This window comes from Subtercola sp. Z020, assembly GCF_002931235.1.
Classification (GTDB): Bacteria; Actinomycetota; Actinomycetes; order Actinomycetales; family Microbacteriaceae; genus Subtercola.
The window spans coordinates 13,512-26,132 of sequence record NZ_PSTT01000052.1; the positions used below are offsets into that span (position 1 = coordinate 13,512).

12 protein-coding genes are annotated in these 12,621 nt (G+C 70.6%); 6 read left to right on the top strand and 6 right to left on the bottom strand.

The annotated features are described in order from the left end of the window. Positions 1-4: 4 nt before the first annotated feature. Positions 5-880, bottom strand: coding sequence for a signal recognition particle-docking protein FtsY (gene ftsY / locus C5B96_RS07210; RefSeq protein ID WP_104244391.1), 876 nt, complete (start codon positions 878-880; stop codon positions 5-7). A 159-nt stretch (positions 881-1,039) separates the two neighbouring features. On the opposite strand from ftsY, the gene C5B96_RS07215 reads away from it, so the two are divergent. Further along, a complete protein-coding gene (locus C5B96_RS07215; protein ID WP_104244393.1) occupies positions 1,040-1,321 on the top strand; it encodes an SHOCT domain-containing protein in 282 nt (93 codons plus the stop codon). A 9-nt stretch (positions 1,322-1,330) separates the two neighbouring features. Here the strand turns inward: C5B96_RS07215 and C5B96_RS07220 are convergent, their stop codons facing one another. Continuing rightward, a complete protein-coding gene (locus C5B96_RS07220; RefSeq protein ID WP_233189059.1) occupies positions 1,331-2,104 on the bottom strand; it encodes a barstar family protein in 774 nt (257 codons plus the stop codon). A gap of 53 nt (positions 2,105-2,157) precedes the next feature. Further along, on the bottom strand, positions 2,158-5,853 hold the full coding sequence (locus tag C5B96_RS07225) for an AAA family ATPase (RefSeq protein ID WP_104244395.1): 3,696 nt from the start codon (positions 5,851-5,853) through the stop codon (positions 2,158-2,160). 188 nt (positions 5,854-6,041) lie between these two features. Here C5B96_RS07225 and moeB point away from each other — a divergent pair, with 188 nt between their 5' ends. Continuing rightward, positions 6,042-7,241 (top strand): molybdopterin-synthase adenylyltransferase MoeB, encoded by a 1,200-nt coding sequence (moeB, locus tag C5B96_RS07230; protein WP_104244397.1) that lies wholly within the window; start codon positions 6,042-6,044, stop codon positions 7,239-7,241. Positions 7,242-7,251: 10 nt separating this feature from the next. On the opposite strand, the gene C5B96_RS07235 is transcribed toward moeB, so the two are convergent. Genes C5B96_RS07235 through moaA form a run of 3 tightly spaced genes read right to left on the bottom strand, consistent with a single transcriptional unit; the run spans position 7,252 to position 9,330 of the window. Further along, the gene (locus C5B96_RS07235; protein WP_158507136.1) at positions 7,252-7,965 is read right to left on the bottom strand and encodes a 3-keto-5-aminohexanoate cleavage protein; all 714 of its coding nucleotides are present in this window, start codon (positions 7,963-7,965) and stop codon (positions 7,252-7,254) included. Positions 7,966-7,973: 8 nt separating this feature from the next. After that, positions 7,974-8,213 (bottom strand): MoaD/ThiS family protein, encoded by a 240-nt coding sequence (locus C5B96_RS07240; protein ID WP_233189060.1) that lies wholly within the window; start codon positions 8,211-8,213, stop codon positions 7,974-7,976. A gap of 7 nt (positions 8,214-8,220) precedes the next feature. Next, positions 8,221-9,330 (bottom strand): GTP 3',8-cyclase MoaA, encoded by a 1,110-nt coding sequence (gene moaA / locus C5B96_RS07245; protein ID WP_104244401.1) that lies wholly within the window; start codon positions 9,328-9,330, stop codon positions 8,221-8,223. A gap of 97 nt (positions 9,331-9,427) precedes the next feature. Here moaA and glp point away from each other — a divergent pair, with 97 nt between their 5' ends. The 4 genes from glp to C5B96_RS07265 all read left to right on the top strand — a co-directional run bounded on the left by glp (position 9,428) and on the right by C5B96_RS07265 (position 12,521). Further along, positions 9,428-10,840 carry a gephyrin-like molybdotransferase Glp gene (gene glp, locus C5B96_RS07250; protein ID WP_104244403.1) on the top strand — a complete coding sequence of 471 codons (1,413 nt, stop codon included), beginning with the start codon at positions 9,428-9,430 and terminating at the stop codon, positions 10,838-10,840. Continuing rightward, positions 10,833-11,348 carry a cyclic pyranopterin monophosphate synthase MoaC gene (gene moaC / locus C5B96_RS07255; RefSeq protein WP_104244405.1) on the top strand — a complete coding sequence of 172 codons (516 nt, stop codon included), beginning with the start codon at positions 10,833-10,835 and terminating at the stop codon, positions 11,346-11,348. The genes glp and moaC overlap by 8 nt, the downstream gene beginning before the upstream one ends. Further along, positions 11,345-11,926: a molybdenum cofactor biosynthesis protein B gene (locus C5B96_RS07260; RefSeq protein WP_199176580.1), complete on the top strand. Its 582-nt coding sequence runs from the start codon at positions 11,345-11,347 to the stop codon at positions 11,924-11,926. The genes moaC and C5B96_RS07260 overlap by 4 nt, the downstream gene beginning before the upstream one ends. 208 nt (positions 11,927-12,134) lie before the next feature. Continuing rightward, positions 12,135-12,521, top strand: coding sequence for a molybdenum cofactor biosynthesis protein MoaE (locus tag C5B96_RS07265; protein WP_104244445.1), 387 nt, complete (start codon positions 12,135-12,137; stop codon positions 12,519-12,521). Positions 12,522-12,621 lie beyond the last annotated feature (100 nt).

The following is a 12,621-nucleotide window of genomic DNA, read 5'->3' on the forward strand; positions in this document are numbered from 1 at the left end:
GAGTTTAACCGATGAGGTTCTGCACGAAGACGTGCGGCGTGAAACCGGTGAGGTCGTTGATGCCCTCACCCTGGCCGATCAGCTTGATCGGGATGCCGGTGCGCTCCTGCACAGCCAGCACGAACCCGGCCTTGGCCGAGCCGTCGAGCTTGGTGAGCACGAGCCCGGTCACCCCGGCGTGTTCGATGAACGCCTCCGCCTGCAGCAGTCCGTTCTGGCCCGTCGTGGCATCCAGCACGAGCAGCACCTCCGCGACCGGGGCCTGTTTCTCGATGACGCGCCTGATCTTCGTGAGCTCGTCCATCAAACCGCCCTTGGTCTGCAGGCGGCCCGCAGTGTCGATGATGGCGATCTCGATGCTGTTCCGCTTGGCGTACTCCACCGTCTGGAAGGCGACGGATGCCGGATCCTGACCCTCCTGCTGCGGCCGCACGATGTGCGCGCCGGCCCGCTGGGCCCAAGTCGCGACCTGCTCCACCGCTGCCGCTCGGAAGGTGTCGGCGGCACCGACGACGACGCTGCGGTTGTAGTTCGCGAGGAACTTCGCGAACTTGCCGATCGTCGTCGTCTTGCCCACACCGTTCACGCCGACCACAAGCACGATCGCCGGCCGCTCGGTGAGCTTGAGTGTGGAGTCGAGCTTGGAGAACCGTTCTTCGAGGGTCTCCCGCAGCATCCGCTGGAGGTCTTTCGGGTCGGTCGTGTTGTAACGCGAGACCTTCGCCTTGAGGTCGTCGACGATCTGGTCGGTGACGTCGATGCCGAAGTCGCCCGTGATCAGGGCGGTCTCGAGGTCGTCCCAGGTGTCCTGGTCGATGGTGCGCTTCGCGAACATGCCGCGCAGGGCACCGGAGAGGGACCACGGAGTTCGTTCTGCCATGACACCAGACTATTCGTCGGCCGGTGCCCGCAGAACCAGAGCATGGCATTCAAGCTGGGAACGGGCTGGGAAGGTCATTGACATCGGTGTGGCAGAAGAGTTGTGTGGTTCAGCAAGGAAAGGGGGCACCCGATGCCCGAAACATCCATAGCAGCAGATGTGTTTCCTCTGCTTTTCGTCGCGGTCTGCGTTCTGGTCGCCGTCGGCTTCGTCGCCACGATCGCCCTGATGTTCAGGAATGTGCGAAAGGTTCGGCGATCGGGCCACGATCCGTTCACCCTGCAGGCCGACCTCACCACCCGCGCGTTGAACAGCGCGATGCTCGCCCCGGCTCGGACCGCCGAAGACCGCCTGCACGAACTCGACGAGTTGCAGCACCGCCACGTGATCTCGGCCGAGGAGTACGTGCGGGCCCGCGAGCGCGTGCTCAGCGGGCAGTGACGCCCGCGCTCAGCTGAGCCGAAGGGGCACCTTCTCGCTGTCGAACACACTGACGATCCAGTCGAAAGGCGTCGGGCCGCGCATCCATTCCGCGTCGAGCAGCCGTGCACGACGTTCGCGGCTCGTCGGCTGTCGATTGAGCAGCCGAACCGCCTCCGCGTAGCCGAGTTGACGCCTGCTGGCAGCGGAGCGCATCCATTCGAAGGCGAACTGCTGCTCTGGCGTGCCGAACCCGCCGTTCAGACAATCCGCCAGGCCGTCGAGGCTTCGGCCGAAGTACCCGCCGGGCCCATTGACCGCCTCGCCGATCACTGTGAAGAACGACTCCCATCCCGACACCGCCAGCCCTTCGATGGTGTAGACGACACCGGTGAACGCGGAGTCGTCGAGGTGCGGCCTCACCGGCGGAGGATCGCTCGCGAACGAGGGCGCCGATCCTTCCGGTCTGGAGGGGTCGACGACAAAGCCCCCTCCACGTGGGTCGAGGCGGATCGTCGATCCGGGCTGCCAGGCGAGCATCAGTGCCTCGAAGAGGCAAACGCTGATCGCGACCACTTCCGCCTCGCGCTCACCGGGTGTTCCGAGAAGGGCCGGATGCGCGGCCAGGAGGAGGGCCGGAGGCACCGCCACCCCGACTCGTTGGTCCCGACGAACGGGATGCTGCACGATCAGCGTCGGCGGTCTGCGTGACACCCCTGCGACATCGGGCGTTTCCGCCATCCGCTGCAGGAATTCGTCGAACGCAATGTGCCGGAGTACGGCTTCGTCATGAGAGAGCTGCATCGTCCACCGTTCGAAGAAACGACAAAGCCTCAGTATAGGACGGGTTCAGACCCTCAGGAGGCGACCTCGACGCGCTGGCCGATGACGGCCGAGACGCCGTCTTGCCGCATCGACACCCCGTAGAGCGCGTCCGCGATCTCCATGGTGCGCTTCTGGTGGGTGATCACGATGAGCTGGGAGGTCTTCCGGAGGTCCTGGAAGATCGTCAGGAGGCGCCCGAGGTTGGCGTCGTCGAGGGCGGCCTCCACCTCGTCCATGATGTAGAACGGGCTGGGGCGGGCCTTGAAGATCGCGATCAGCAGGGCGACCGCCGCGAGGGAGCGCTCGCCGCCCGAGAGCAGCGAGAGGCGCTCGATCTTCTTGCCGGCCGGCTTCACCGACACCTCGACGCCGGTGGTGAGCAGGTCGTCGGGGTTGGTGAGCGAGATGCTGCCGGTGCCGCCCGGGAACAGCACGGGGAACACCTCGGCGAAGGCGTTCTGCGTGTCGAGGAAGGCGCTCTCGAAGATGAACTTCATCTTGTCGTCGATCTCGTCGATGATCGTCAGCAGGTCTTTGCGCGTGTTCGTCAGGTCGGTGAGCTGCTCGGTGAGGAACCGGTGCCGCTGTTCGAGCGCCTCGAATTCCTCCAGCGCGAGCGGGTTCACCCTGCCGAGCTCTGCGAGCATCCGCTCGGCCTTCGCGAGCCTGCGCTTCTGCGCCTCCCGCTCGAACGGGATGCCCGTGGGGCCGTCATCGGGGATCAGCTGGTCGGGGCCGTACTCCGCCACCAGGTCGTCTTCGACGAGCCCGAGCTCTGAACCGACGCGCTCCAGCACGCTCGACAGGTGCAGCTTCTTCTCGTAGATCTGCAGTTCGAGCCCGTGCACGTTCTCGGTGATGCCCTGCAACCGGTCGCGCAGCCCGCCCTCTTCGCGCCGCAGCTCGCCGAGCTCGGCGTTCTGTTCGGCCCGTTCGGCCTCGCGCTGGGCGAGTTCGAGCCGGGCGGCGGCCACGCTGCGGTCGACGGAGTCGAGCACGTCGGGGAGGCTCGACGTGACGGCGGTCGCACGATCCACCTGCCGACGGCGCAGCACCTCCCGCCGGGCGGCCTCCTCCGCCGCCGCCCGCTCGGCGACCAGCTGGCGCTCGAGGTCGAGCACGCGGGCCTGCTCGGCGCGCACGCGCTCGCGCACGGTCTCGAGCTGCAGCCGGGCATCCAGTTCGCCCTCCCGGGCTCGCTCAAGCGCCCCGAGCAGATCGTCGCGCGAGCTGACATCGAGAATGGGCCTCGGGCGGGAGCGTGCCGCTTCGAGCTCGGCGCGGGCCTTGTCTGCGGCGGCGAGCGCCGTGGCCACGGTCTCCCCGGCGAGCGCGCGGCTGCGTTCGAGGCGCTCGTACTCGCCCCGGCTCGCGTCGACCTGGGCCTTCAGGCGGGAGAGCCGTTCGGTCTGGGCTGCGAGACGCGAGTCGAACTCGCGGAGCGCTGCGAGCGCAGCCTGGGACTGCTGCTTCGCGTTCTGCAGAATGCCGCGCTGCTCGGCGAGCGCGAACTTCGCCCGGTCGATCTCCGCGGTCACCGTCTCGAGGCGGGCGGCGGCGGAGTCGCGCTCAGCCACCAGTTCGAGCCGCGACCGTTTCGCGCCCGACCCCCCGCGCAGCACGAACTCGGTCAGCACGTCGCCCGCCTTCGTGATCACGGTCAGAGGCATGGCGGGATGGGCGACGGACTCCGCCTCGCCCTTCGCTCCGGTCGAGGGCGTGGCAGCAGCTTCCCCGGTCTCACCCTGCTGCAGGCTCCGGATGCTCGGCCAGGCGTCGCGCGCAGCGTCGAGGTCGTCGGCGATGAGGGTCGCCGCGAGCAGCGCGTGCACGCCGCCCGGCGCGGTGACGACCTCGCCGGCGAAGCGCAGCCCAACGCCCGCGAACTGCGGCGCGCCGCCCGTTCCGGACCGGCGGCTCCCCCGCCCGTCGCCGTCGCTCGCGGCGGCCGCACCATGCACGGCGCCGCCGCCCGCACCCGCCGAGCCACCCGCATCCGCCAAGCCACCCGCGTCCGCATCCGCCCCGCCGCGCGCCACGATCACCTCGACGCGCCCCATGTCGCCGTCCCGGGCCCGCGCGAGCGCCGCGAACGCGTCGCCCGCCGTCTCGGCGAGCACCCCGTCGGCCAGCGACCCGAGGGCCGCCGCGATCGCGACCTCAAAGCCCGGCTCGACCTGCACGTGGTCGGCCACGAGTCCGCGCACGCCCGCGACGCCTGCCGCCGCGAGCTCGCTCGACCCGTCTTTCTGGCCGAGCGCCATCGAGAGGGCGCTGGCCTTGCCCGCGAGGGCGTCGCGTTCCCGCTCGTGGCCGTGCAGGGCATCCCGCAGCCGTTCGATCTCGGCCTCCGCCTCGAACACCGCCGCCTGGGCGAACTCGTACGCTTCGTCGAGGTCGGTCTCCCCCGCGTCGGCCAGGGCCGCGGACGCCTCGAGCTCGACGAACTCGATCTGCAACCGTTCCCGGCGCAGGGCGGCAGCGTCGAGCGCGTTCGCCTGCCGGAGGTCTTCTCCACGCACGGCTGCGAGCCGGGAGTTGGCCGACTCCAGCTGGCCGGCCAGCTTCGAGATCTCGAGGTCGTGCCGCGAGACGAGGGCGCTCTGGGCGGCGATCTGCTCGTCGGCGTCGTCGAGGGCCTGCCGAGCCGCCCGGGTGAGCTGCTGCCCGGTGAGCCAGGCCGCCTCCGCCGCCACGACTCCCCCGGCCAGCCGCTCGGCCTCCTCGCGCGAATCGGCCACCATCGAGGGCGTCACGCCCGGGCCAGAGGCGCGCTCGGCCGGCTCCGTTCCGAGCAGGGCCAGGCGCTGGTTGGCAAGGGTGTAGAGGCCGCGCAGGCGCTCCTGCACCGACTCGAGGCCGAATGCCGTTCGCCGGGCAAGGTCGACAGCATCCCCGTCCTGCGCCTCGAGGATGCGGTTGATGCGCAACTGGTTCTGTTCGAGCCGCTCCTGCAGCACGATGCGTTCGGTGCGTCGTTCGTTCTCTGTGCGACTGTGGTCGTCGAGCGCGGTGCGCAGCGCCACGACCTCGTCGGCGAGCAGCCTGGCCCGGGCATCCCGCACCACCGAGGCGATGGTCTGCGCCTCTTTCGCGACCTCGGCCTGCCGACCGAGCGGTTTCAGCTGGCGTCGCAACTCACCCGCCAGGTCGCTGAGGCGGGTGAGGTTCGCCTGCATCGCTTCGAGCTTGCGTTCGGTCTTCTCCTTGCGGCGACGGTGTTTCAGAATGCCGGCCGCCTCTTCGATGAAGCCGCGACGGCCCTCTGGGGTGGCGTGCAGCACGGCGTCGAGCTGCCCCTGCCCGACGATGACGTGCATCTCCCGGCCGAGCCCCGAATCGCTCAGCAGCTCCTGCACGTCGAGCAGCCGGCACTGGTCGCCGTTGATCGCGTACTCGCTGCCGCCGTTCCGAAACAGGGTGCGACTGATCGTCACCTCGGAGTAGTCGATCGGCAGGGCGCCGTCGGCGTTGTCGATCGTCAGCACCACCTCTGCCCGGCCGAGCGGGCCGCGCGTCGAGGTGCCCGCGAAGATGACGTCTTCCATCTTGCCGCCGCGGAGCGTCTTCACGCCCTGCTCGCCCATCACCCAGGCGAGCGCGTCGACGACGTTGCTCTTGCCGGAGCCGTTCGGCCCGACCACGCAGGTGACCCCCGTCTCGAAGGCGAAGGTCGTCGGCTGCGCGAACGACTTGAATCCCTTGAGGGTGAGGCTCTTCAGATGCACGGCCCACCCCTTCCGGTCGTCGTCGGTGGCTCTGTCGCGTGGTGCTCTAGGCTACCGAACCGGATGCCCGTGGCCGCCGTGCCGCGCTGGCAGCCCGCCGCGCTTTCCACCAGCCGCGCAGGCCACCAGGCGCAGGCGGCCCACCGCCCAACAGCAGGCGCCGAGACGGGCGGCGATACACTCGGGGCATGGCACGCACACCGCTGGTCGGCATCGGCGATCCGCTCGACGAACGAGAGCTCGCCCGGTACTCTCGCCAGCTCCGGATGCCGCAGCTCGGCCTCGACGGGCAGCGCCGCCTGAAGGCGGCCCGGGTTCTGGTGCTCGGCGCCGGCGGTCTCGGGTCCCCGGTGCTGCTCTACCTCGCCGCAGCCGGGGTCGGCACGCTGGGCATCGTCGACGACGACACGGTCGACGACTCGAACCTGCAGCGGCAGATCATCCACTCGACGGCGACCGTCGGCACCCCCAAGGCCCGATCGGCCCGTGACGCCATCGAGCGACTGAACCCGTTCGTGCGGGTCGAGCTGCACGAACGGCGCCTCGACGCCGGCAACGCCGCCGCGATCTTCGCCGGCTACGACCTCATCGTCGACGGCACAGACAACTTCGCGACCCGCTACGTCGCGAACGACACGGCGGCTGAACTCGGAATGCCCTACGTCTGGGGATCGGTGCTGCGCTTCGACGGGCAGGTCTCGACGTTCTGGCGCGAGCGGGCGGCGAACGGGATGCCCGCCAGCGGCCTGACGCTGCGAGATCTCTTTCCGCAGCAGATCGCCGACGATGAGGCCGAATCGTGCTCGGTGGCGGGGGTGCTCGGCCCGCTCTGCGGAACGGTGGGCGCCGCGATGGCGACAGAGGCGATGAAGCTCATCGTCGGCTTCGGCGAACCGCTGATCGGGCGTATCCTGGTGATCGACGCGCTGGAGGGCAGCTCCACCGAGGTGCCGTTCGCTGCGGCACCGGCGGCGGCACCCGTGACCGACCCGGCGGTGGCAGCGGCTCCGGCAACAGCGGCGGCAGCCGCACCCGCAACCCCTGCCCGCAGGCCCGCCTCGATCAGCGTCACAGCCCTGGCCACGCGACTGGAGGGCCGGGCATCCGGAACCGACGACTTCATTCTGCTCGACGTGCGCGAACCGTGGGAGCGCGAGGTCGCCAGTATCGAAGGCTCGGTTCTCGTGCCGTTGCAGTCGCTGCTGTCGGCGGCCGCCGAGGAGGTGCTGCCGAAGAGCGCGGAGATTCTCGTCCACTGTCACCTCGACGTGCGTTCGCAGTATGCGCGCGACGTGATGCTGCAGTCGGGCTGGCAGAACGTGGTGTTCGTCGAGGGGGGCATCGAAGCGTGGTCGCGCGAGGTCGACCCCGAGGTCGCTCGGTACTAGCCTCAGCGCCTCAGCGCCCGCCGGCGATCTCGACCGCGGCGCGAACCAGCTCGGCATTCGACTGCGCCTGCGTACCATCGGGCAGCAGGAAGGTGTCTTCGAAGCCGACCCGCATGTCGACCCCGCGCCGCGCGGCGTCTTCGAGCAGCACCCAGGTCGCCTCACCGTCGCCGTGCTGCAGCCGGGGCACCTCCACGCGACCGTGGTCGAGCACCCGGTGGATCTCCCCCACGATGTCGACCGCCCTGGCCACATCGAGTTCGACCGGCTCGATGAGCACGCGCAGCAGGGAGGGCGTGATCTCGCTCGCCACCAGGAACTCGGCCTCGGCGACCGTCCACACGCCGGCCTCGACGGGAATTCCGCGCTCGTTCAGGCGCATGATCAGCTCGATCGCACCCTCTTCGCCCAGGTTCACCGACGCGAAGTCGGGCTCGCTCCAGCCGGAGACGTAGTCGAGCCGGCGAGCGGTGTCACCCTCGATCCAGGCCCCGGTGCCCACGCCGACCGGGTACGGCTGGCTGGCCTTCACCGTGCGCACCACCTCGTCGGTGACGTCGGCGGCGAGGGTCTCGGCCCCCGAGGCGGTTCGCGGATGCACGTGGAACGCCTGCGCCCCCGCACGAACGCACTCCCGGGCATCCGCCGCGAGCTCGGCGGCCGTGGCGGGAACCTGGGGGTGGTCGACCTTCGCGAAAGGGCCATTGAGGCTTGCCTGGATCACCGGTCGACTCACCCTCCCGCGAACGGCGGCAGCACGTCGAGCGTGTCTCCGTCGCCGAGGCTGCTGCTGCGGTCGGGGGTGGTGATTCCGTTCACGAGAAAGCTGCTGCGGGTGAAGACCGGGATGCCGGCGAGCCCTGCATCGGCGAGCAGACCGTCGATCGTGGTTCCGTGCGGCACGGCTCTCGTCTCCTCCGAGACGCCGGCGGCGGCCTTGGCTGCCGCGAAGTAGCGCACCGTCACGTTCATCGCCGCGTCAGCCACCGATCGCGCTCATCGGCCGGTCGGGCTGTTGGAAACCCGCGAGCGACATACCGTGGCCCGACGGCTTGGCCCACATGGCCTGTCGCCAGAGGTCGGCGACCTCGTCGTCGCCGGCGCCCGCCCGCATCGGGCCGAGCAGGTCGGTCTCGGTGTGCGAGAACAGGCAGCTGCGCACTCCCCCCTCGGCGGTCAGCCGGGTGCGGCGGCAGTCGTCGCAGAACGCCTCGGTGACCGAAGCGATGATGCCCACCGTGCCGAGCTCGGGGCCGTCGGCGGCGGCTCCCCGCCGCTTCACCCGGTAGAGCTCGGCCGGAGCACCGTCGCGGGGCGCCGCATCCGGAGTCAGCTCGAAGCGCTCGGAGAGCCGACGGCGCATCTCGGCAGCCGTGATCATGACGTCACGGTCCCAGATGTGGTCGGCGTCGAGCGGCATCTGCTCGATGAAGCGCAGCTGGTGGCCGCCCGCGAGCGCCCACTCGAGAAGGTCGGCGCCCTGGTCGTCGTTGACCCCGGGTATCAGCACCGCATTGATCTTGGTGTTGCGGATGCCCGCCTCAGCGAGCGCATCGATACCCTTCAGCACCCGCTCGAGGAACGGCCGCCGGGTGATGATGGCGAACGTCTCGGGGCAGATCGTGTCGAGAGAGACGTTGACGCGGTCGAGACCGGCGTCGGCGAGCGCCACCGCGCGACCGGAGAGCCCGATGGCGTTGGTTGTCAGCGAGATCTCGGGCCGGGCATCCAGAGCGGCGACGTCGCGGATGATCTCGACCAGGTCTTTGCGCAGCAGCGGCTCGCCCCCGGTGAAACGCACCTGGCGCACCCCGAGCACCTCGGTGGCGATGCGGGCGAGACGCACGATCTCGTCGCGCTGCATGAGCTTCGACGCGGGCTGGAAGGGCAGCCCCTCTGCGGGCATGCAGTAGGTGCAGCGCAGGTTGCACTTGTCGGTCAGCGAGATGCGCAGGTCTGTCGCCGTGCGACCGTAGCTGTCGAGCAGCCCGGCTGCGGCAGGGCGGATGCCGCGTGCCGCGGTCTCGGCAGAACCCGAGGCGGCAGACGACCCCGACCGCATCTGCGGCACGGGAAGCATGACGGTCATGCTCTCAGTGTAAGAGCGCTCCCCTGTGCGCGCGGACTTCGGCGCGTGATTGGGTGCGCACCTTCGGCATGTCGGAGGAGTGCGGCAGGATGGACGTGTGAACCGCCGCCCCCTCGAAGAACACCGCGCAGCCGTCGAGCGCCTGCTCGCCCCGCTGGCCGAGAACCGCGCCAGCGAGACGCTCGTGGTGTCTCCCGCGCGCCTGGCCGCGCGCCCGGGCGACTACCGGGGCCGGGTGCTTGCCGCCGATGTTCTCTCGCCGACCGACCTGCCCTCGTTCGACAACTCCCAGATGGACGGGTACGCCGTCTCGTGGTTCGACCTCGTGACCGCGTCGCCCGAGCAGCCCGTCGCCCTACGCGTCGCGCCCCAGATCGCCGCCGGCGAGGGCGGGGCTCCCCTCGTGGCCGGCACCGCCGCGCCGATCATGACGGGCGCGCCGGTTCCGGCCGGGGCGGATGCGATCGTGCCGATCGAGCAGGCGGTTCCGCCGGTGTTCCCCGATCCCGATGCCCTGCAGCTGGCCTTCGACCTGGAGGAGGCGGGGGCGCCCGGCGTGACGACCGAGGCGGAGCAGCCCGGCGGCAGCGAGCCCGACCTCATCCTCGGTAGCGGAGTGCGCAACGAGACGACGGCTCGCCCCAGCGTGAGCTTCACCTCCCCGGTCACGCCCGGCGCCTACGTGCGGCGAACGGGCAGCGACGTACAGGCGGGCGCGGTTCTGCTGCCCGAGGGCAGCACGCTCGGCGCCGCCCAGCTCGGCGTGGTCGCTGGCACCGGCCTCACAGAGGTCGAGGTGGTGAAGCGGCTGCGTGTGCTGCTGGTGTCGACCGGCCACGAGATCCGCGACGCCGGGTCTGAGCTCGCGGCCGGGCAGATCTACGATTCCAACAGTGTGGCGCTCAGCACCGCGCTCATCGAGGCGGGGTGCGAGGTCACGGCGGTCGCCTGCCGGTCGGATGACGCGCCGGTGCTACTCGGCATCCTGAACCAGCACGGGCCGGAGGCCGACCTCATCATCACGGTGGGCGGGGTCAGCGCGGGCGCGCGCGAAGTGGTGCGCGACGCGCTCGCGCCGCTCGGGGTCGAGTTCCGCTCGGTGGCGATGCAGCCGGGTGGCCCGCAGGGCCTCGGGCTCGCCGTGATCCCGTCGTCGGCGCCGAGCACGCCGCTCTCACGGCCGACGCTCTGCCTGCCGGGCAACCCGGTGAGCGCGCTGGTGTCGTTCGAGATGTTCGTGCGCCCGGTGCTGCGGCGCTTCGCGCAGTTCGAGCCCGCCGAACGGGTGCGCGAGGTCGCCATGCTGGCAGAGGCCGTCGATTCGCCGGCCGAGACGTACCAGGTGCGGCGCGGCTTCGTGAGGGAAGACGGAACGGTCGCCCTGATCGGCGGCCCGAGCTCCCATCTGCTGCACTCGTATGCGTCGTCGAACGCGCTGGTGCACATTCCCGCAGAGGTGACCCACCTCGACACGGGCGACCCCGTGATGGTGTGGAGGATCGATGACTGACGAGGCCGATGCACTGACCCACGTGCGCCCCGACGAGGCCGATGCCCTGACACACGTACGCCCTGACGGCGCTGTGCTCATGGTCGACGTGACCGACAAGGCGGTGACGAAGCGCGTCGCCCACGCCGAGGCCGTGCTCAACACGCGAGCCGACGTCATCGCGATGCTGGTGGCCGGCGAACTGCCCAAGGGCGAGGCGCTGGCGACGGCCCGCATCGCCGGCATCATGGGGGCGAAGCAGACGTCGAACCTGATCCCGCTCTGCCATCCGCTTCCGCTCTCCGGGGCGACCGTCGACTTCACGCCCGAGGAGACCCGCGTCGTGATCCGCACCACGGTCAAGACGACGGGCGTCACCGGGGTCGAGATGGAGGCGCTCACGGCGGCCTCGGTCGCGGCACTGACGCTCTACGACATGATCAAGGCTGTCGACAGGCACGCCAGCATCACCGGCATCCGGGTGCTGGCCAAGAGCGGCGGCAAGAGCGGCGACTGGGTGGCGCCGTGAGCGGCGGCGAGGGCGGCGGCGGCGCGGGCAGAGTCGGCAGTGCGGGCAGAGTCGGCAGCGCGGGCAGTGTCGGCGGCGAGGGCAGTGTCGGCCGCGCGGGCAGTGTCGGCATCCTCATCGTGTCGACGCGCGCCGCCGCGGGTACCTACGACGACCGCACCGGCCCGCTCATCGAGGCGTGGGCGACGGCTCGTGGATGGTCGGTGGCGAACCGCCTCGTCGTACCGGACGGCCCGGGGGTCGGCCCCGCTATCGCTGAGCTGCTGCGGGCGGCACCCGACCTCGTCGTCACCAGCGGCGGAACGGGCATCCACCCCCACGACCGCACCCCCGACCAGACCCGGCCGCTGCTCGACTACGAGATCCCCGGTTTCCCCGAAGAACTGCGTCGGCGCGGTGGCCAGAAGGTCGCGAGCGCCCTGCTCTCGCGGGGGCTCGCCGGGGTCGCCGGCTCGAGCATCGTGGTGAACCTGCCGGGCTCGACCGGCGGTGTGCGTGACGGGCTGGGCCTGCTCGACGACGTTCTCGACCACATGGTCGACCAACTGCACGGAGGCGACCATCGACGCACCGACTGATGCCCAGGGCGGCACCCCGAACAGCGGCACCGCCGGCGACGGCGACGCGACCGGCAGCGGAGGCGCGACCGGCAGCAGCGACGCGACCGGCAGCGGAGGAACGATCAGCAGCGGCGACGCGACCGGCGGCGGCGACATCCGCGGGTTCGCGCTCGACGACCGAAGCGCCCCCGGCCAAGTCGCCCTCGCGTACGTCAGCGACACCCCGATCACCGTCGAGTGGTGTGCCGACAACGTCGCCTCCGACAGCGCAGGCGCCGTGGTCACCTTCAGCGGAGTCGTGCGCGACCACGACGACGGCCGCGGCGTCACCCGCCTGAGCTACACCGCGCATCCGTCGGCCGGCGAGGTCATCCGCCGGGTCGCCGACGCTGTCGCGGCGAAGCACCCCGGCGCCCGGTTGGCCATCGCCCACCGCACCGGCGATCTCGGGATCGGCGACATCGCTCTCGCCTGCGCCGTCGCTGCCGCCCACCGCGGTGTCGCCTTCGCCGCGTGCGCCGAGCTCGTCGACGAGGTCAAGGCCCAGGTGCCCATCTGGAAGGAGCAGTACTTCACCGACGGCTCCACGGAATGGGTCGGCGCGATCGGCTGACCGACGGCGCGGCGGTTTACACGTTCGTCATCTTCATCCTGTTCACTGGGACCACGGCCCGCACCGCGGGGCCGGGCTCGCGGGAACACCGCCGGGCGGC

Coding starts and splice junctions, on each gene's coding strand:
- ftsY (WP_104244391.1), bottom strand. CDS start 880: ATGGCAGAACGAACTCCGTGGTCCCTCTCCGGTGCCCTGCGCGGCATG.
- C5B96_RS07220 (WP_233189059.1), bottom strand. CDS start 2,104: ATGCAGCTCTCTCATGACGAAGCCGTACTCCGGCACATTGCGTTCGAC.
- moeB (WP_104244397.1), top strand. CDS start 6,042: ATGGCACGCACACCGCTGGTCGGCATCGGCGATCCGCTCGACGAACGA.
- C5B96_RS07240 (WP_233189060.1), bottom strand. CDS start 8,213: ATGAACGTGACGGTGCGCTACTTCGCGGCAGCCAAGGCCGCCGCCGGC.
- moaA (WP_104244401.1), bottom strand. CDS start 9,330: ATGACCGTCATGCTTCCCGTGCCGCAGATGCGGTCGGGGTCGTCTGCC.
- moaC (WP_104244405.1), top strand. CDS start 10,833: ATGACTGACGAGGCCGATGCACTGACCCACGTGCGCCCCGACGAGGCC.